This window comes from Variovorax sp. J31P179 (genome assembly GCF_030316985.1).
Lineage (GTDB): Bacteria > Pseudomonadota > Gammaproteobacteria > Burkholderiales > Burkholderiaceae_C > Variovorax > Variovorax ginsengisoli_B.
In genome coordinates this window covers 816,390-833,521 of the sequence record NZ_JASZYL010000001.1, presented here as the reverse complement: position 1 = coordinate 833,521, position 17,132 = coordinate 816,390, and the positions used below count along the sequence as shown (strand labels likewise).

Sequence of the window (17,132 nt, the reverse complement as noted above, 5' to 3'; positions counted from 1 at the left end):
CTGTCAACCTTGGCAACCGACACAGGCACATCGGCCGACCGCTCGGTAGCTCCGTCAAGAACCTGCGGCCAAATCCTACGTGCGCCATCCTGGCCGGGCCGCACGGTACCTTTCCCCGCAACCCAACCGGAGCCATAGATGCCCACCACCAAACGCGCCGAACCCGATGCATGCTCGCTGCTGGATGCCGACCATCGCAAGGTGAAGAAGATGTTCAAGGCCTACGAGGAACTCACCAAGTCCAAGGCCGCTGGCGCACCACAAAAGAAGCGCGAACTCGCCAATGAAATTTGCATGGAGCTGACAGTCCATGCCCAGATCGAAGAAGAAATCTTCTACCCTGCCCTTCGCGAAGCCATCAAGGAGACCGACCTGCTCGACGAGGCCGAGGTGGAGCATGCCAGCGCCAAGGACCTGATCGCCCAGATCGAGGAGGCTGCGGATGTCGATGACATGTTCGATGCCAAGGTCATCGTGCTCGGCGAGTACATCGACCACCATGTCAAGGAGGAACGCAATGAAATGTTTGTCAAGGCCCGAGCAGCACGCGGCCTTGACCTGGTGGCCCTTCGCGAGCAGCTGGAGATCCGCAAGGAAGAGCTCATGTCTGAGCTCGCAGGATCGACCGCCTGAGACGGGGCGAAAGGGAATCGGGCGATTGGCCCGGGCCAACGCCCTTCCAGCCTCAGCGACCTGCCCGGACGCGCCGTGCGCGCGTCCGCCGATGCGACCTGAAGAATCGGAGCATTTCTTCGCTGGCGGCAGGGCCGAGTGGATCGGCGCAGGATCCGGCCTTGTCGCCTCCGGACCATGCATGACCCGCTTCATGCAGCGTCCAGTGCTCGCCGCACACGCAGCCGTCCGTGCCGAGATAGTCGACACGTGTGACGCGCCGGCCGTCGGAACCGAGTTGCTCCACAGACTTGCTCGCGCAGCCCCTTCCAACGGATGCCTCGATGACCTGCACCCCGTTCAACGGACTGACCACCATATCCTTGTCGCCGTGAAAGACGATCGTCGGGACCCGGCTCGGCGCAACGTCGGCGCGCGCGTTGCCCCGCATCGCAGCCAGGCCCGAGGAGATATCGCGCGCCGCGCGCGCAGGCAGGCCCGAGTGAACGCCGACCGCGGCGAAGACATCAGGAAACAGTTCACCAAGCAAGGCCGCCATGGCGCCGCCAGCGGACAGGCCCGCGACGTAGATGCGATCGGGATCGATCTGCCGGTCCCGCGCGACTTCCAGCGTCAGCGCAGCGATTCGGGCGGGCTCGCCACTGGCGCGTGTCTGATGGGCAACATCGAACCAGTTCCAGCAGCGATGCGCGTTCTGGCGCGGACTCTGGGCAGGATAGAGAATGACGAACCCGTCTCGCTCGGCGGCAGTGTTCATCGCCGTCCCGGCGGCGAAATCTTCCGGGTCCTGCCCCGCGCCATGGAGCATCACCACCATGGGCGCTCCGGTTCGGGGAGCGCTGGTCGGGACGAAGAGGCCATGGCCATCCTGCCGCTCGGTCATCGGAGAAAAGACGGACGTCCCCCCGGGCGCGGGTGCGATGAACGACGCGCCCAACTCGAAGGCCGAGTCGAACCAGGCAACGAAGGGATTGAACGCCAGGAAATCTCTTTGCATGGAAGCCATCGGGCCAGATGCGCGGCGGCGCCCGGTGATCTCATGTCGCCGACACGGGTAGGCGCATGCGCCGCGGCGTGCCTCGACGAAGGACCGGCCATCCAGGATGCCGAAGGCGCCTCATGATCGATCCCGTCGAACCCCGGATGCATGCGGATGCGGAGGGCGTCGTGCACATCGGCTGCGCCGGCTGGAGCCTGCCCGGCGCTGTCCGCGACCGTTTCGACGCAGCCGAATCACAGCTGGCGCGCTATGCCACCCGCTTCAATGCCGTCGAGATCAACAGCTCGTTCTACAGGCCGCACCGCCGACAGACCTACGAGCGCTGGTCGTCCAGCACGCCCGCCACCTTTGCTTTCAGCGTGAAGGTTCCCAAGACGGTCACCCACGACTCGCGACTGGCCTCCGCCGCACTGCCGCTCTTCGAAGCATTTCTCGATGAAGCGCAAGGGCTGGGCGCGAAGCTGCGATGGCTGCTCGTGCAGCTGCCGCCCAGCCTCGCCTTCGAAGCACGGCTTGTCGATCGTTTCGCGAGCCGGATGCGCCGACGATTCGACGGCGCGGTCGCGGTCGAGCCACGCCACGCAAGCTGGTTCACGCCCGAGGCGGACGCCCTGCTGGCGAGATTCGAGTTCGCGCGCGTGCTGGCCGACCCCGTTCGCCACGATCCGGGCGTCGCCCCTGGCGGATGGCACGAAACCATCTATCTCCGGCTTCATGGCTCGCCCCGGGTGTACTGGTCCCGATACGACGATGCCCTGCTGGCAGCGCTCGCGTTGCGCCTGCGCGAGGCCGCGAGCGCCGCCAGGCACTGCTGGTGCATCTTCGACAACACCGCCGGTGGCGCGGCGGTGGGGGACGCGCTTCGGCTCAAAGCCGCCTTGGAGCAGCCTCCGAATCCGGCTCTTTCTTGAACAGCCCCAGCAGGCTGCCAGCATATTCGCATCATGAACAAACCCCAAGTCGGCGATTTGGACGCACGTCGGGATTCTTTCGTCCGTGTGCGCGGCGCGCGTGAACACAATTTGAAGAGCGTGGACGTCGACGTGCCGCGAGATGCGCTGGTCGTGTTCAGCGGCGTATCCGGCTCGGGAAAATCCTCCCTCGCCTTCGGGACGCTCTATGCGGAAGCGCAGCGGCGCTACCTCGAATCGGTAGCGCCCTACGCGCGCCGCTTGATCGACCAGGCCGGCGTGCCGGACTTCGATTCGATCACGGGCCTGCCACCAGCCGTGGCATTGCAGCAGCAACGCGGCACACCCGGCAGCCGCTCGTCCGTCGGCAGCGTGACGACGATCTCCAGTTCGCTGCGCATGCTCTATTCCCGAGCCGGCACCTATCCGCCGCGCCAGCCGATGCTGTTCGCGGAAGATTTCTCGCCCAACACGGTGCAGGGCGCGTGCCCCACCTGTCACGGACTCGGTCTGACCTACGAGGTGACGGAACGCTCGATGGTGCCGGACGACTCGCTCACCATCCGCCAGCGCGCCGTCGCCGCATGGCCGCCGGCATGGCACGGGCAGAACCTGCGCGACATCCTCGTGACGCTCGGCCACGACGTCGACACGCCGTGGCGCGACCTGCCCAAGAAGGTGCGCAACTGGATCCTGTTCACCGAGGAACAGCCAACCGTTCCCGTCTACGCCGGCTTCACGCCGGCCGAGACTCGGGCCGCATTGCGCAGCAGGATGGAGCCGAGCTACCAGGGCACGTTCACCGGCGCGCGCAGGTACGTGCTCCACACCTTTGCGACCACCCGCAGCGAACTCATGAAGAAGCGCGTGGCGCGCTTCATGGCGCCCAGCATTTGTCCGGACTGCAAAGGGCGGCGACTGAAGCGCGAGTCGCTGTCCGTGACCTTTGCCGGCCACGACATCGGCGCGCTGTCGGCCATGCCCCTCGCGGACCTGGCGCGAGTGCTGGAGCCCGCGGCAAGCGGCTTCTTCTCGAAAGCCACCGATACGACGGTCCTGACCCGTGCCGCAGCCAGGCGCGACACGGCCAGGCGCGTGGCGGCCGGCGGGTCGGCCCATCTTGCCGCCCCCGATGTGCGCCGGACGCCGGCCCTTTCGGAAGAAAAGAGAATCGCGGCCCAACGTATCGCCCACGACGTCCTCGAACGTGTCGCCACGCTGCTCGACCTCGGGCTCGGCTATCTCTCGCTCGACCGCATCGCGCCGACGCTGTCACCCGGGGAGCTCCAGAGATTGCGGCTGGCCACCCAGATCCGTTCCAACCTCTTCGGCGTGGTCTACGTCCTCGACGAGCCGTCCGCCGGCTTGCACCCGGCCGACGGCGAAGCCCTGCTGGCCGCACTGGTCCGCCTCAAGAGCGCCGGGAACTCGCTGTTCGTCGTGGAGCACGATCTCGGCATCATGCGGCGCGCGGACTGGATCGTCGATGTCGGGCCCGACGCCGGAGAACATGGGGGCCGGATCCTGTTCAGCGGCCCGCCCGAAGGCCTGCGCGCGATCGAGGGGTCGCACACGGCGCGCTACCTGTTCGAAACCGACGCGTTGCCGGCCCGAAGGCCGCGAGAGCCGCACGGCTGGCTCGCGCTTTCGCATGTGAGCTGCAACAACCTGGACCACCTCGAAGTCGAGTTCCCGCTCGGTGTTCTCACGGGGGTCACTGGTGTCTCGGGCTCCGGCAAGTCGAGCCTGGTCACGCGCGCGCTGACGGAAATCATTTCGACGCACCTGGGTCACGAGCTGCCGCAGGACGACGACGAAGCCGGCCTCGAATCGACAACCAAGGACCGGGTCAGGGGCCATATCGCCAGCGGCGCGGAATCGCTGCGGCGGCTGGTGCACGTCGACCAGAAGCCGATCGGCCGCACGCCACGGTCGAACCTCGCGACCTATACGGGACTCTTCGATCATGTTCGCAAGCTGTTCGCCGCGACCTCCGCGGCGCGGGCGCGGCGATTCGACGCCGGCCGCTTCTCGTTCAACGTGGCCAAGGGGCGCTGCGACACCTGCGAGGGCGAGGGCTTCGTCAGCGTCGAACTGCTGTTCATGCCCAGCGTCTACGCGCCCTGCCCGACTTGCCACGGCGCACGCTACAACGAGAAGACGCTGGCCATCCGCTGGCGCGGGAAAAACATCGCCGACGTGCTCGGGATGACCGTCGACGAGGCCGTCCGGTTCTTCGACGGCGAGCCCGTGGTCGAACGCCCGCTGCTGTTCCTGCAGGCCATCGGCCTCGGGTACCTGCGCCTGGGCCAGCCCGCCACGGAGCTCTCGGGCGGCGAGGCCCAACGCATCAAGCTCGCCGCCGAACTGCAGCGCGCCCAACGCGGCAACGGGCTCTATGTGCTCGACGAGCCCACCACCGGACTTCACCCCGCCGATGTCGACAAGCTCATGGTGCAACTCAACGGCCTGGTCGACGCGGGCAACACGGTGGTCCTGGTCGAGCACGACATGCGCGTGGTGGCGGGATGCGATTGGGTCATCGACATGGGACCGGGTGCCGGTCACGAAGGCGGACGCATCGTGGTGTCCGGGACGCCGGCAGGCGTGGCGGCTGCGGCGGGAAGCCTCACGGGGCGCTACCTCGCGTCCTTGGTGGGCGCCCGGTCGATCCACGCGCCGAGATTGCCCTGATCGGCGCTTTTGGCGGTGCACCGATGCGACGGTGGGGCGCGCGCCTACGTTGTTGGCAACAAGCTGCCGACACGCGTACTTCCAAGGCGCCATGAAGCTCATGGCTTCGCGACGGGAACCTGGAAAGGAGAGTGCCGTGCCCCCAGAACTGACAGAGACGCCGGACGACTCGCTGGGCTCGATGCCGACGACCAATACGTCGGCGTACGCCAGCCGTTCCGTCCTCTTTACCGCCTTCGACCGCTTCGCTTCGCGGGTCACCCGATGGGCCGGGTCGCCTGTGGCGTTTGCGCTTGCCCTGGCCTCCGTCGTTGTCTGGGCCGCGGTCGGGCACTTGTTCGACTACTCGGAGAACTGGCAGCTCGTCATCAACACGGGCACCACCATCGTCACGTTCCTGATGGTGTTCATGATTCAGCAAAGCCAGAACAAGGACAGCATCGCATTGCACCTGAAGCTCAACGAGCTCCTGGCGGCGAGCAAGCAGGCGAGCAATCGCATGATCGGCATCGAAGACCTGGACGAACAGGACTTGCGGGAGGTCGCGGAGTTCTACGTTCGCTTGGCCGCTCGTGCCAAGGATGGTGGAAGAGGAAAGGAAACGCATTCCATCGATGAAGAAGGAATGCCTACCGATCGTCGCGCTGGCGCGCATCACCCGCGAACTGCCCCAGCCGAGGGACTTGTCGAGACGTCTTGAGCCTGCCGGAAGGGCCCTGGGCACGCGGCCGACTGCGCCGCTATTGAGGCAGTCGAAATAGCTTTTTGCGCTTCATCGCCTTGTCGATCGGCAGTGGATTTCCTAGAGTCGGCTGGTCTGTTCGCGAAGCAATCTCGCTCGACGACAGGCCCGCAGATGAAGATACGACCCTGGTCCGCTGCCTTCATGCGACAGGAGGCGACGTGTTCCAACTTGGCGTGATCAACAGCTGGCATGGTGTGGGCATGTGGATGGTCTTCAACATGGCCGCTGCCCTGATGCTCGGGTGGTTTGTCGGCTACGAGCGCTATTTCAGCGGGCGCGCCGCGGGCAGCCAGGTCTATTGCCTGGTCTGCGCCACCTCCTGCGCGGTCACCTTGCTGGCCGGCTACCCGACGATGTGGTACTGGGGGAGCGAGACCATCCCGATCGCGGCCGATCCGACGAAGGTCATCGGCGCCGTCCTCACGGGCATCGGGTTTCTGGGCGCGGGCCTGATTGTCAAGAGCGGTCACAACGTGCGTGGACTGACGACCGCGGCATCCATCTGGGGTTCTTCTGCGATCGGCATCCTGGTGGGGGTGGGGTTCTACGTGCCGGCCATTGGATTGACGGCGCTGTTCGTGATCTGCACGGCCGTCGTGCCGCGGATCGAGCAGCGCCTGCCCGCCCACGCGGCGATGACAGGGACATTTCGATTCAGCAAGGGACACAAACCGAGTCCCGAGGAGGTCCATCACTTCCTGGTCAAGCGCGGACTTCAGATCCCTCCCGAGAGCGTCGCCATCAGTTTCGACGGCACCCAATTCGAAATCCAGTGCCTGATCTTCGCGAGCTCGAGCGCGCGAACCAGCGCCCTGAGCACCATAGGGGACGAGCTGTCCCAACTCGCGCATGTCGAGGGATTCACCTTGACGCACTCGAGCCGGGCATGAACGCTCGCGATCCCGGCGTCGCGACACCGATCGGGGAGCGAAGCGGCGCCGCCGCTACCGTGCAAGCCGCGAGAAATCAGGCGCCCGCTTCTGCGCAAATGCGGCGAACGCTTCACGCGCCTCGGGGCTCTTGAGCCGCTCGGTGAACTGTGCGGTTTCCTTTTCCATCTGCGCCGCTGCAGTGGCTTCTGCATGGCGCATCAGGCCTTTCGTCGCCATCAAGGATCCGGCAGCCTGCCTGGCCAGCGCCTGCGCAATTTGCCGAGCCTCCTCATGAAGCTCCGCCGTCGGCACCACCTGGTTGGCGATGCCCCAGGCCAGGGCTTGCGCAGCGGAAATGGGCTTGCCCAGCGCAAACATCTGGAATGCGCGAACGTGCCCGATGCGAGCAGGAAGGAGCAAGCTCGACCCAGCCTCCGGCACGAGGGCAAGGTTGACGAACGGCGTGGACAGAAGGGCATCCTCGGCGAGCAGAACGAGATCGCAGTGGAGCAGCATGGTCGTCCCCACGCCCACGGCGCGTCCGTTCACCGCGGCCACCACCGGCAAGGAGCAGCCTGCGAGAGCGCGCAGGAATCGGACGACGTGGCGCGCCTGCGGTGGCGTCTCGCCGCTTGCCTCCGCGGCGAATTCGCCCAGATCATTTCCAGCGGTGAACGTGGCGCCTTCGCCTCGAATCAGAACAACTCGAACGGCAGAATTCCCTTCAGCGCCAGCGACGGCATCTGCCATGGCGCTGTACATCGCATTGGTGATTGCATTCATCTTCTCGGGCCGAGCCAGGGTGATGGTCAGAACGCCCTGGGCGGTATCGACGGTTACGTGATCAGTCATGTTCTTATGGTGCTCCGCGTATCGATGTTCATGCTTCATGGCGTATTTGCTTGATCAAGAGTGAAGAGAAATCGTGGCCGTGCGAACGCTCGGGGTCGCGAACTCGCGGCCGACCATCGCCCTGGCGAAGAGATAGTTGCGGCGGCCGCGCTCCGAGAGTCCTTCGATGCTCACCCGGCCTTCGGCGTCACACGCGAAAGCGAAGCCGCGCCCCTGGTTGAAGAGGGAGCGGAACCACAACTCGAAGCGGCCGGCATGAGCGGCATGCGCGGTGCGGGTGTTCGGACGGAGGGTGGAGGTTGCTTCGGTCACTGCCATCTCCCGGTTGAAGGTCGAAGCGCCAATGTAGTCACCGTTGCATTGCGAACAAAGACGGTCGCGGTCAATGCGCTATTGCTCACAGCGAAACAATGCGGCCGCGCGCGACCCGCACATTTATTGCAGCCGGCGCAATAACGTTCTGTACCGCGCAGGCTTCCGAATCTCGATCCGCAGCCCTACGCTACGAGCAGCCGGTGCCATCGCCCCGGCATTCACGATCCATCCTCGCCATGAGCGCTTTCAACACCCGCGGCGTGATCTACGCGACCAATTGCACCCTGGCGGCGCTGTTGGCCCTGTATGTCGCCTTCAGCGCCGGGCTGCCGAACCCCGGATGGGCATCGTTGACCGTGTTCATCGTGAGCCAACCCTTGGGTGCTGCCTCCGGCTCCGTCGTCTCCCGCGCGCTGTACCGCTCCGCGGGCACGGTGTTCGGGATCATCGCCTCGATGCTGATCCTTCCCACGCTGGTCCAGACGCCCGGGCTGATGATCGCTGCCGTCGGGGCCTGGGTGGGGCTGTGCATCTACGTCTCGCTGCTGGACCGCAGCCCCCGCAGCTATGCCTTCCTGCTGGCCGGCTACACCGTCGCCCTGGTGGGCCTGCCGCTGATCAGCGACGTCTCGCAGCTCTTCGACATCGGCGTCGCGCGCATCGAGGAAATCGTCATCGGCGCGTGCAGCGCAGCGCTGGTGCACAGCCTGCTGTTTCCCCGTTCGCTCAAGTCCCAGATGGATGCCAGGCTGGGCGCGATCCTGGAGGATGCACGCGCCTGGATGACCGCGGGACTGTCGCCCGAGGGGTCGACGCCCGCGGAAAAGGCAGCCCGCCGGCGGGTTGCCGCCGACCTCACGGAGTTGCACCAGCTCGCCAACGGCCAGCGCTTCGATGCGGATGCGGGCGCGGCGGACAGCCGCATCACGTCGGCGCTCGAAGCGCGCCTGGTCGCCTTGCTGCCCTTGATGTCCGCCGTCGAGGATCGGCTCGGCGCCATCGGCAACGCCATGCCGCCCGCATTGGCGCAGCACGTGGCGGAAGTCCGGCAATGGATCGACCAGGCCACGCAGGGCGACCAGGACCGTGTCGACCGGCTGGCCGCCGCAGGACAGCAGGCGCTGCCGGCGCCTGGCACCCTGCCCGCGTGGACCGAGATGCTGGCGGCAAGCGCGGTCCAGCGCCTGGCCGAACTCGCCGAGGCCTGGAACGACTGCCTTCATCTCATGCCCTTCATTCGCGACCCGGTCCGCGAGCACCCGCTGACGCAGCGGCTCGCCGACGCACAGGGCCGGCGGCAACTGCATGTCGACCATGGTCTGGCCGCCTACGCCGGCTTGGCGGCCGCTGTGGCGGTGGCCATCGCGGGGGCTGCGGCGATCACCGTCGGCTGGGCGCAGGGCGCGACGATGATCGGCCTGGCGGCCGCCGGCTCTTCCGTCTTCGCCTTCGTCGACGATCCCCGCCCGATGCAGAAGCTGATGGTCGCCTGGTCGCTGATCGCCGCGCCCGTCGCCGCACTCTATGTCTTTGCGATCCTTCCGGCGGTCGACGGCTTCGGTGCCTTCGCGCTGGCCCTGTCGCCGCTCTACTTCGGCACCGCGCTGTTCCTGGCCACACCGCAGCACTGGTTGCGCGCCCTGGGTTTCGCCCTCATCTCGCAGACGCTGCTGGCACTCCAGCCCTCGCTGCGTGCCGACTTCGACAGCTTCATGAACATCGCCATCGGCGCAGTGGCCGGCAGCCTCATCGCGCTCCTGGTGACTTCGCTCATGCGTGTCGTGAGCGCCGAGACCAGCGCGACCCGCATCCTGCGCGCAGGATGGCGCGATCTCGCGGCGCTGGCCGCAGGGCGAACGCCGCCCGGTGCGGACGCATTGGCCAGCCGAATGCTCGACCGCGTCGGCCTGCTGATTCCGCGCCTCGCGCGCGTGGGCGGAGCCTCGGGGCTGGGCCACGCGGATGCGCTCAACGACCTGCGGCTCGGCGTCAATACGGCGACGCTGCGCGAGCTCGCGGGCGGATCCGAAGGCGCCCCCTTCGCACCGGCCGTCGACGCGCTGATGCGGCAGCTCTCGGCGCATTTCGCCAGCCAGGCGCGCAAAGGTCCGGCACAGCCGTCAAGCGCCCTGCTTGCTGCGCTGGACAACACCCTCCGGCAGTTTCTCGCCCTTGGCGGCGGGGCATTGCGCCTCAGGGGCCTGGCCGCGGCGACGGGCCTTCGTCGAGGCTTGTTTCCCGAGGCGCCGCCCCTCGACGACCCGGAGCGCGCGCCGTGCTAGCCGAAATCAGCCTGTTCGGAATCCTCGTCAACGTGGGGCTGGCTTCAGCGGTGGTCGCCGGCGCGTTGCTGCTTGCGTTGCGCAAGGTCCTGACGCGCATCGGCGCGTATCGACTGGTATGGCACCCGGCGCTGGTCGACCTGGCGCTGTTCACGCTCCTGTGGGGCGGCGTCGCCTTCGCCGCGAGTACGCCAGACCTCCGGCTGCTTGCCTTCCTGGGATGAAATCGACATGAAAACCTCGCTCCAAACCATCGGCCGCGTCGTGCTGACGCTGGCCATCGTGGCCGCCGCCATCGTCGTCGGTCATCTTGCATGGGACCACTACCGCGAGGCGCCCTGGACGCGCGACGGCCGGGTGCGCGCGGACGTGATCCAGATCGCACCCGATGTGTCGGGCCTGGTCGAAAGGGTCGCCGTCCACGACAACCAGGCGGTGCACCGGGGCGATGTGTTGTTCACCATCGACCGCGCGCGTCATCAGCTCGCGGTCGAGCAGGCCGAGGCCACGGTGCAGGGGTTGCGCGTGCAGATCGATCAGGCCCGGCGCGAGAACCGTCGGAACATCGCGCTCGGCGAGCTGGTGCCTGCCGAGTCCCGGGAGCAAGGCAGCAGCAAGGTGGATCAGCTCAGGGCGAACCTGCAGCAGGCCGCGTCGACGCTGGACACTGCGCGTCTCAACCTGGCCCGCACCGAAGTCAAGGCCCCGGTCGATGGCTGGGTGACCAACCTCGACCTGCGCCCGGGCGCCTACGCGACGGCGGGCCGCCCGGTCTTCGCGCTGGTCGACCAGGACTCGCTGCACGTGCAGGGCTACTTCGAGGAGACCAAGCTCGGCCGCATCCGGGTCGGCGCTCCGGTGCGCGTGCGCATGATCGGTGAGACCCAATGGCTCGATGGCCATGTCGACAGCATCGCGGCCGGCATCGAGGACCGGGAGCGAAGCGGCAGCTCGAACCTGCTCGCCAACGTGAATCCGACCTTCAACTGGGTCCGGCTCGCACAGCGCATACCGGTGCGGGTGCAGCTGGACCACGTACCGCCGGATGCGCGCCTGATCATGGGCCGCACCGCGACCGTCGAGGTGGTCGAGGCGCCGCGCGGCAAGGACGTCAGCGTGGCCAAGGGGTACTGAAATGATCCGTCGATTCTTCATGCTCGTCGCCGCCGCCGTGCTGACGGCCTGTGCCGCCGTAGGGCCGAACTACGAACGTCCGGCCGGCGCGGTCGCCAACAGCCAGGTCGCGAACGGGCCGTTCCTCGGCGCAGGCAATGCCGCCTTCGATCCCGAGCCCGTCCCCGGAGACTGGTGGCGACTCTACGAAAGCGCCACGCTGGACGGGCTGGTGCAGGAAGCCCTGGTCGCCAACACCGACCTCCGCGCCGCGGCGGGGAACATCGAACGCGCCCTCGCCGGCCTGGACTACGCCGACGCTGCCAAGAACCCGACCACCACCCTGCTGGCCACGACCACCTATGGGCGCCGTTCGGCAGAGGAAGAACTCAGGCCCGGCAAGCCTCTGTCGAACAACTTCGTCTACGGCCTGGGCGCCGGCGTGTCTTACCAGGTCGACCTGTTCGGCCAGATCGCGCGGACCATCGAGTCGGCGAACGCAGACACGGGTGCCGCACGCGCGGCCTACGACACCACACGGGTGACGGTCGTCGCCGAGACCACCCGTGCCTTCCTCGACGTCTGCTCGTTCGGACGCGAGATCGCGGTGGCAGAGCGTTCGGTGGCCCTGCAGGAGAAAAGCACCGAACTGACCCGGACCTTGTTCCGGACCGGCCGGGGCAGCACGCTGGACGTCACCCGCGCGTCGGCCCAGACCGACCAGGTGCGCGCGACCCTTCCGGTCCTGAACGCACAGAAGCGGGTGGCGCTCTACCGGCTCGCGGTGCTGACCGGCCACGCGCCCGAAGACTTCCCGCGTGCGGTGCAGTCGTGTGATCAAGAACCGCATCTGGCGCGGCCGATTCCGGTGGGAGACGGCGCCGGCCTGCTGCGTCGCCGCCCCGACATCCGGCGCAGCGAGTACGAACTGCATTCGGCCACTGCGCGCATTGGCGTCGCCACCGCCGATCTCTACCCGAAGATCACGTTGGGCGCATCGATCGGCTCGGTCGGGCTCAACAAGAACTTCCTCGATACCGACACCTTGAAGTTCTCGCTGGGGCCGCTGATCAGCTGGCAGTTTCCCGATCGGTCTCGCATTCAGGCCCGAATCCGCGCGGCGGATGCCGACCAGCAGATTGCCTTCGCCCGCTTCGACGGCACCGTGCTGAACGCGTTGAAGGAAGCAGAGAGTGCACTGGAGACCTACGCCCGCGACCTGGAGCGGCGCGCCCTGCTCGAGGCGGCCCGCGAGAAGGCGAGCCGTGCGGCCGAAGACACGCAACAGCTGTTTGCCCTCGGCAGACAAGGCTTCCTGCCCGTGCTGGATGCGACGCGCACGCTGACCGTCGTCGAGCAATCCGTCGCGGCCGCCGACAGCAAGCTGGCGTCGGACCAGGTCAACGTGTTTCTTGCGCTCGGGGGTGGTTGGGAAGATAGCGGGCGTCCACGTTGATCGCGCATGTTCGACCGCACAGCTTCTTCACCCCGGCCCATCATGAAACGCGTCGCCATCCTCATCTTCCCCGGCTTCCAGATCCTGGATCTGGCGGCGATTGCTGCCTTCGAACTCGCCAACGCGTCCCTGGAGCAGCCGTTCTACCAGGTCGCAGTGCTGTCCGAAGAGGGTGGCCTGGTCGAGAGTTCGTCGGGGGTGCAGGTCGCGTCGACGCCCCTCGATTCGACGCAGTTCGACACCATCGTGATGACCGGATCATTGGCCCCCCACCCGACATCGGACACCCTGCGTCGCTTCCTCGGGTCCCGCCAGCACAGTGCGCGGCGCATCGCGAGCATCTGCACAGGCGCATTCGGCCTCGCCGACGCCGGCTTGCTCGACGGGCGCCTGGCCACCACGCACTGGGCATTCGCCAACGAACTCGAGCAGCGCCATCCACGGGTCAAGCTGCAGGCGGACCGCATCTTCGTCCACGACGGCCCGGTGTGGACGTCCGCGGGCATGACCGCAGGCATCGACCTGATGCTCGCCCTCGTGGAAGACGATCTGGGGGTCGACGTCGCCCGCCTGGTTGCGAAGAAGCTCGTCGTGTATCACCGCCGCGCAGGTGGGCAGTCCCAGTTCTCGGCCTTGCTCGAACTGGAACCGAAATCCGATCGCATCCAGCAGACCCTGGCGCACGCGCGCGCCAATCTGCGCAAGCCGCTGTCTGTCGAGGATCTCGCCGAAGTCGCCCATCTGAGCCCGCGCCAGTTCAGCCGGACCTTCAAGTCCGAAACCGGGCAATCGCCCGCGCACGCCATCGAGAACCTGCGCGTGGAGGCGGCCCGCGTGATGATCGACGCGGGCAATCTGAGTCTCGGAGTCATCGCCGAGGAGGCGGGCTTCGGGGACCCCGAGCGAATGCGCCGGGCCTTCGTTCGATCGCTGGGCCAACCACCGCAAAGCATGCGCAGGATGAGCAGGCAAAGCGTTGCCGTGCGCGCCGAGGGCCGGTTTTCTGGCGCTCACGCCGTGACATGAATACGGGTCCGGACGACATCGACGCCATCCTGGATCCAGAAATCTCTCCTCACAGATTCGAAAGGACTTTCACGATGTCAGACACCCCTTCCCTGCCCAGACGCTCATTCCTGGGAGCCACGGCAATCGGAATCGTCGCCACCCGGCTCGCCACCGGGACCGCTTTCGCCCAAGCCGCGGGTTCGCCCGGCAGACAGCAGGCATCGCCGCTGAAGCGCCTCCAGCCGCTGGAACACATCGTCGCCGGCGTCCTCGACATCGAGTACTTCGAAATCGACCCGGCCAACGGCGCGCCTGTGATTCTTCTGCATGGCTGGCCCTACGACATCCATACGTACGCCGACGTCGCCCCCTTGCTGGCCGCGGCCGGCCACCGGGTGATCGTTCCGTACCTGCGCGGGTACGGTGGGACCCGGTTTCTTTCGGACAAGACCCCTCGCAATGGTCAGCAGAGCGCGCTGGCAGCCGATGTCATCGCCCTGATGGACGCACTGAAGATCGAGAAGGCGACGCTTGCCGGCTGCGACTGGGGCGCGCGAACGGCCTGCATCGTGGCGGCGCTTTGGCCCCAACGGGTCACCGCGCTGGTCTCCGTCAGCGGCTATCTGATCGGCAGCCAGCAGGCCGGCCAAATTCCCTTGTCACCGCAGGCTGAAGCGCAGTGGTGGTACCAGTACTACTTCGCCACCGAACGGGGCCGGCTGGGCTACGAGCGGAATCGCAAGGAGTTCGCCAAGCTGATCTGGCAGACCGCGTCTCCGAAGTGGGGCTTCGATCCCGCGACCTTCGAACGCAGCGCGGCCGCCTTCGACAACCCGGACCACGTCAGCATCGTGATCGACAACTATCGGTGGCGCATCGGCCTCGCCGATGGCGAGGCGAGGTTTCGCGACCTCGAGGCCCGGCTGGCGCAGGCTCCCGTCATCGCGGTACCGACGATCACCCTGGAGGGCGATGCAAACGGTGCGCCGCATCCCGAGCCCAGCGCCTACGCGAAGAAGTTCTCGGGGCCTTACGAGCACCGGCTCGTCAGCGGCGGCATCGGACACAACCTGCCCCAGGAGGCACCTGAAGCCTTCGCGGCGGCCGTGCTCGACGTGACCCGTCTTTGAGACTTTTCATCCAAGCAAGGAGCAAAGCCATGAACAAGCTCTTGTCAGAGGCCGTGGACGCCCATGGCGGACTCGACCGTTGGCACAGTTTCAACAGTGTCCGGGCCACGATCGTCAGTGGCGGGCAGCTGTTCATCCGCAAGGGCATGCCCCAGGACCCGACGCCGCGAGAAATGACCGTCTCGCTGCACGTGCAGCAGGCATCGCTTGCGCCCTTCGGGGCGCCTGACCAGCGCACCAGATTCACAGCCGATCGCGTCGCCATCGAAAAGCTGGACGGCACCGTGGTCGCCGAGCGCTGCGACCCGCGCTCGTCCTTCGCCGGCCACGCGCTGGCGACACCCTGGGACCCGTTGCAGCGCGCCTACTTCAACGGCTACGCGTTGTGGATCTATCTCACGTCGCCGTTTGCCCTTGCCATGCCCGGATTCGTCGTCGAAGACATCGAACCCTGGCAGGAAGGCAAGGAAAGCTGGCGCGGACTGCGCGCGACCTTTCCGGCCGCGATCGCCAGTCACAGCACCACGCAAGAGTTCTATTTTGGAGATGACGGCCTGCTGCGGCGGCATGACTACCGGGTCGATGTCGCCGGCGGGTTTGCAGCAGCGCAGTACGTTGACCAAATACAGGAATCCGCCGGTATCAAGTTCCCGACCCGGCGGCGCGCGTACATGAGAGACGACCAAGGGCGGCCGATGCTCGACGCCGAAATGGTGTTCATCGACATCAGCAACATCCGCCTCGATTGAATCGACCGGGTTCAACCGCGCAACGATCTGAACCCCGAGCGCAGCTCCGCAGCGAAGACCTCCGGTTGCTCCCACGCTGCGAAGTGCCCGCCCTTGTCGAGCCTGCCGTAATGGACGAGCTTGGGATACGCCCGCTCGGTCCAGCTGCGCGGCGCCGTGTAGATCTCGTCGGGAAAGGCGCTGACCGCGACAGGGATGGCGACGCCCTTCGGTGCGAAGAAGGCCAGCTTGCTTTCCCAGTAGAGACGAGCCGAAGACACGCCCGTGTTCGTCAGCCAGTACAGCGTGACGTTGTCGAGGATGTCGGTGCGCGTGAGCCCCTCGGGCCGACCGGCGAAGACACGCGAGATGAGCGCGTAGCTGCGGGCGTCGTGGTCGAGCATCCAGGCGGCGAGCCCGATGGGGGAATCGTCGATCCCGTAGAGGGTCTGGGGACGCTTGCTCATCTCCTGGGCGTAGGACAGACCATTCTTGTAGAAGAAGTCGAGCTGTTCGTAGGCGTACTTCTCGTCGGCCGCGAGGCCGGTCGGCGCCGGTCCGCCGGACTGCAGCGCCTTGGCGATCTCGTCGGGGATCGTCGCAGGCATGTTGGTGTGGATGCCGACCAGCCCGGGAGGCCTCAGCAAGGCCATCTGCTCGGTGACTGCATTGCCCCAGTCGCCACCTTGTGCCACGTAGCGCGTGTAGCCAAGGCGCTCCATCAGAACCACCCATGCGCGCGCGACGCGGATGGGGTCCCAGCCGAGAGTCGTGGGTTTTCCCGAGAATCCATGCCCCGGCAACGACGGAATCACGATGTCGAACGCATCCGATGCCGTGCCGCCATGCGCCGTCGGATCGGTCAGCGGATCGATGATCTTCAGCTGCTCGACGATCGAACCGGGCCAACCGTGCGTGACGATCACCGGCAGCGCGTCGGGATGTTTCGAACGAACGTGGATGAAATGAATGTCCACCCCGTCAATCGTCGTCATGAACTGGGGCCATCTGTTCAGCCTCGACTCGAACTTGCGCCAGTCGTAGTCCGTCTGCCATGTTCGCGCGAGTTCGCGCATCGTTGCGAGTTGCACGCCTTGCGACGCGTCCGTCACCAGTTCCCGCGAAGGCCATCTCGTCGAGGCGATCCGGCGGCGCAGGTCGGTGAGCTCGGACTGCGGTGCGTGGAAGGCGAAGGGGCGGATCCGGGCATCGTCGCCGACGAGACCCGCAACGGGCGCCGCGGCGACTTCATCGGGGCGGGATTGCGCCAGGGCGAACGCCGAGGGACTGGTCAGAAGCGCGGCCGTCGATCCGGCAAGAAAGTGACGCCGCGACAGCGGCGAGGACTGTGTTTTTTCGAGGGAATTCATGGGGATGGGCTTTCAATTTGAAG

Annotated in this window: 16 protein-coding genes; 12 read left to right on the top strand and 4 right to left on the bottom strand. The window is 66.5% G+C overall.

The annotated features are described in order from the left end of the window. Positions 1 to 138 precede the first annotated feature (138 nt). Positions 139 to 633: a hemerythrin domain-containing protein gene (locus QTI17_RS04050; RefSeq protein ID WP_286531193.1), complete on the top strand. Its 495-nt coding sequence runs from the start codon at positions 139 to 141 to the stop codon at positions 631 to 633. A gap of 52 nt (positions 634 to 685) precedes the next feature. Here the strand turns inward: QTI17_RS04050 and QTI17_RS04045 are convergent, their stop codons facing one another. Continuing rightward, positions 686 to 1,639, bottom strand: coding sequence for an extracellular catalytic domain type 1 short-chain-length polyhydroxyalkanoate depolymerase (locus tag QTI17_RS04045; RefSeq protein ID WP_286531191.1), 954 nt, complete (start codon positions 1,637 to 1,639; stop codon positions 686 to 688). A gap of 113 nt (positions 1,640 to 1,752) precedes the next feature. Between QTI17_RS04045 and QTI17_RS04040 the strand changes: the two genes are divergently transcribed. The 4 genes from QTI17_RS04040 to QTI17_RS04025 all read left to right on the top strand — a co-directional run bounded on the left by QTI17_RS04040 (position 1,753) and on the right by QTI17_RS04025 (position 6,873). Then, on the top strand, positions 1,753 to 2,544 hold the full coding sequence (locus QTI17_RS04040; RefSeq protein WP_286531188.1) for a DUF72 domain-containing protein: 792 nt from the start codon (positions 1,753 to 1,755) through the stop codon (positions 2,542 to 2,544). Positions 2,545 to 2,577: 33 nt separating this feature from the next. Then, positions 2,578 to 5,238 (top strand): excinuclease ABC subunit UvrA, encoded by a 2,661-nt coding sequence (locus QTI17_RS04035; protein WP_286531186.1) that lies wholly within the window; start codon positions 2,578 to 2,580, stop codon positions 5,236 to 5,238. A gap of 181 nt (positions 5,239 to 5,419) precedes the next feature. Then, positions 5,420 to 5,938, top strand: a complete 519-nt coding sequence (locus tag QTI17_RS04030) for a low affinity iron permease family protein (RefSeq protein ID WP_286531330.1) — start codon at positions 5,420 to 5,422, stop codon at positions 5,936 to 5,938. 65 nt (positions 5,939 to 6,003) lie between these two features. After that, a complete protein-coding gene (locus QTI17_RS04025; RefSeq protein WP_286531184.1) occupies positions 6,004 to 6,873 on the top strand; it encodes an MgtC/SapB family protein in 870 nt (289 codons plus the stop codon). Positions 6,874 to 6,927: 54 nt separating this feature from the next. Here QTI17_RS04025 and QTI17_RS04020 read toward each other — a convergent pair whose 3' ends face one another. Next, positions 6,928 to 7,707 carry an enoyl-CoA hydratase gene (locus QTI17_RS04020; RefSeq protein ID WP_286531328.1) on the bottom strand — a complete coding sequence of 260 codons (780 nt, stop codon included), beginning with the start codon at positions 7,705 to 7,707 and terminating at the stop codon, positions 6,928 to 6,930. A gap of 54 nt (positions 7,708 to 7,761) precedes the next feature. Then, a complete protein-coding gene (locus tag QTI17_RS04015) occupies positions 7,762 to 8,019 on the bottom strand; it encodes a hypothetical protein (protein WP_286531182.1) in 258 nt (85 codons plus the stop codon). A gap of 239 nt (positions 8,020 to 8,258) precedes the next feature. On the opposite strand from QTI17_RS04015, the gene QTI17_RS04010 reads away from it, so the two are divergent. The 7 genes from QTI17_RS04010 (at position 8,259) to QTI17_RS03980 (ending at position 15,760) form a co-directional block, all read left to right on the top strand. Further along, complete coding sequence (locus tag QTI17_RS04010; RefSeq protein WP_286531180.1) at positions 8,259 to 10,304, top strand: FUSC family protein; 2,046 nt, start codon at positions 8,259 to 8,261, stop codon at positions 10,302 to 10,304. After that, positions 10,298 to 10,528 carry a DUF1656 domain-containing protein gene (locus tag QTI17_RS04005; protein WP_286531178.1) on the top strand — a complete coding sequence of 77 codons (231 nt, stop codon included), beginning with the start codon at positions 10,298 to 10,300 and terminating at the stop codon, positions 10,526 to 10,528. Before QTI17_RS04010 ends, QTI17_RS04005 begins: the two co-directional genes overlap by 7 nt. A gap of 7 nt (positions 10,529 to 10,535) precedes the next feature. Then, positions 10,536 to 11,438: an efflux RND transporter periplasmic adaptor subunit gene (locus QTI17_RS04000; protein WP_286531176.1), complete on the top strand. Its 903-nt coding sequence runs from the start codon at positions 10,536 to 10,538 to the stop codon at positions 11,436 to 11,438. Between the two features lies 1 nt (position 11,439). Further along, on the top strand, positions 11,440 to 12,873 hold the full coding sequence (locus tag QTI17_RS03995; RefSeq protein ID WP_286531174.1) for a TolC family protein: 1,434 nt from the start codon (positions 11,440 to 11,442) through the stop codon (positions 12,871 to 12,873). A 42-nt stretch (positions 12,874 to 12,915) separates the two neighbouring features. Then, positions 12,916 to 13,899 (top strand): GlxA family transcriptional regulator, encoded by a 984-nt coding sequence (locus tag QTI17_RS03990; protein ID WP_286531172.1) that lies wholly within the window; start codon positions 12,916 to 12,918, stop codon positions 13,897 to 13,899. A 74-nt stretch (positions 13,900 to 13,973) separates the two neighbouring features. After that, entirely contained in the window at positions 13,974 to 15,011 is a 1,038-nt protein-coding gene (locus QTI17_RS03985) for an alpha/beta fold hydrolase (RefSeq protein ID WP_286531171.1), read from the top strand. A gap of 29 nt (positions 15,012 to 15,040) precedes the next feature. After that, positions 15,041 to 15,760, top strand: coding sequence for a hypothetical protein (locus tag QTI17_RS03980; RefSeq protein WP_286531169.1), 720 nt, complete (start codon positions 15,041 to 15,043; stop codon positions 15,758 to 15,760). A gap of 11 nt (positions 15,761 to 15,771) precedes the next feature. Here QTI17_RS03980 and QTI17_RS03975 read toward each other — a convergent pair whose 3' ends face one another. Then, the gene (locus QTI17_RS03975) at positions 15,772 to 17,109 is read right to left on the bottom strand and encodes an epoxide hydrolase family protein (protein ID WP_286531168.1); all 1,338 of its coding nucleotides are present in this window, start codon (positions 17,107 to 17,109) and stop codon (positions 15,772 to 15,774) included. Positions 17,110 to 17,132: the final 23 nt, after the last annotated feature.